The sequence below is a fragment of the uncultured Campylobacter sp. genome (genome assembly GCF_937997465.1).
Lineage (GTDB): Bacteria > Campylobacterota > Campylobacteria > Campylobacterales > Campylobacteraceae > Campylobacter_A.
Genome location: NZ_CALKTQ010000202.1, coordinates 1 through 1,821, shown reverse-complemented (window position 1 = coordinate 1,821; position 1,821 = coordinate 1). Strand labels below are relative to the sequence as shown.

The following is a 1,821-nucleotide window of genomic DNA, read 5'->3' as shown; positions in this document are numbered from 1 at the left end:
AAAACGATCTCTCTTGAAAAAATCGAAGCGGCATTTGCTAAAGATCCGCAACAAATTTTCTATTTCGACAGAGAAAACAGCCACAAACAACTCATCGCTTTAGTTGAATTTTTCGAGGAAAAAGGCCTTAGCGTCTATCACCGCACCGTAAAATACGGACTTGACGAAAACGACTACATGTACGAGGTGCACATCCTTTGAGCGCAGCGCAAAAAAAGCTCTTTATCCAGACTTTAGGCTGCGCGATGAACGTCCGCGATAGCGAGCACATCATCGCCGAACTCAAGCAAAAAGAGGACTACGAGCTCACTCAGGACATCTCCGAGGCCGACCTCATCCTCATCAACACCTGCTCGGTGCGCGAAAAGCCCGTTCATAAGCTTTTTAGCGAGGTCGGCGGCTTTGAAAAAGTAAAAAAAGCGGGCGCTAAAATCGGCGTTTGCGGCTGCACGGCAAGCCATCTGGGAAGCGAAATTTTTAAACGAGCGCCCTATGTGGATTTCGTACTCGGCGCGCGAAACGTCAGTAAAATTTCAGCTGCTGTTAAGACGCCTAAATTTATCAGCACAGACATAAATCACGACGAGAGCGAGTATGCATTCGGCGAATTTCGCGGCTCGCCGTATAAAAGCCACATAAATATCTCGATCGGTTGCGATAAAAAATGTACCTACTGCATCGTTCCGCACACCAGAGGCGACGAGATCTCGATCCCCGCAAATTTGATCCTACGCGAAGTAAAAAAAGCCGCCGAGGGCGGAGCAAAGGAAATTTTCTTGCTCGGGCAAAACGTAAACAACTACGGCAAGAGATTTTCAGGTACGCACGAGAAGATCGATTTTAGCGACTTGCTAGTAAAGATCAGCGAGATCGAGGGCGTCGAGCGCATACGCTTTACCAGCCCTCATCCGCTCCATATGGACGATAAATTTTTAGAAATCTTTAGTCAAAATCCAAAAATTTGCAAATCCATGCACATGCCGCTTCAAAGCGGAAACACTAAAGTCCTACGCGAGATGAAGCGCGGCTACACCAAAGAGTGGTTTTTAGACCGAGCAGCTAGACTGCGCGCGATGTGCCCGGATGTTAGTATTTCGACCGACATTATCGTGGCGTTTCCGGGCGAAACGGACGAGGAGTTTGAGGATACGATGGATGTGCTGGAAAAAGTACGCTTCGAGCAAATTTTTAGCTTTAAGTATTCGCCTCGCCCGATGACTAAAGCGGCGGAGTTTACAAATCAAATCGACGAAGCCGTCGCAAGCGCTCGTCTAACCCGCCTACAAAGCCGCCATAACGAGATTTTAGACGAAATCGTCGCGGCGCAAAAAGGTAAAATTTTCGACGTATATTTTGAGGAGCTTCGCGCAAACGGCGGCGTCGCCGGCAGGAGCTTTAATAACTTCCTCGTTCAAGTCGCAGGCAGCGAAGAGCTGCTGGGCAAGACGCTAAAAGTGCGCGTGAACGACCCAAAAAGAATGGTGCTTTATGGTGAGCTTGTGGGCTAAATTTAAACGAAGCGTTTTTATAAATTTAGCCCCGCGCATTATCTATTTTTTTATTTGGATTATATTTTTAACCTGCAAAAAGAGCTTTTCTAAGACAAATTTGACGAACGAGCCTTGCGTAGTGCTGTTTTGGCACGGCAGGCTTGCACTGATGAGCTTTGCCTACGTACACTGGTGGAAAAACGGCCAAAATCCGCAAAGACGTGCCAAGGTAATAATCAGCGACCACAAAGACGGCGAGATTATCGCACGCGTGATTTCGTTTTTCGGTATCGGTGCGATCAGAGGCAGTAGCTCAAAAGGCGCAGTAAAA

At 47.5% G+C, this 1,821-nt stretch carries 3 protein-coding genes; all 3 read left to right on the top strand.

The annotated features are described in order from the left end of the window. Window positions 1-201, top strand: a 201-nt coding sequence (locus Q0546_RS06670) for an HP0268 family nuclease (RefSeq protein WP_298791612.1), incomplete at its 5' end; no start/stop codon positions are given. Then, window positions 198-1,508 carry a tRNA (N6-isopentenyl adenosine(37)-C2)-methylthiotransferase MiaB gene (gene miaB / locus Q0546_RS06665; RefSeq protein ID WP_298791610.1) on the top strand — a complete coding sequence of 437 codons (1,311 nt, stop codon included), beginning with the start codon at window positions 198-200 and terminating at the stop codon, window positions 1,506-1,508. The genes Q0546_RS06670 and miaB, both read left to right, overlap by 4 nt. Further along, window positions 1,498-1,821 (top strand): DUF374 domain-containing protein (locus tag Q0546_RS06660; protein ID WP_298791614.1); only part of this gene is annotated, 324 nt, incomplete at its 3' end. The genes miaB and Q0546_RS06660, both read left to right, overlap by 11 nt.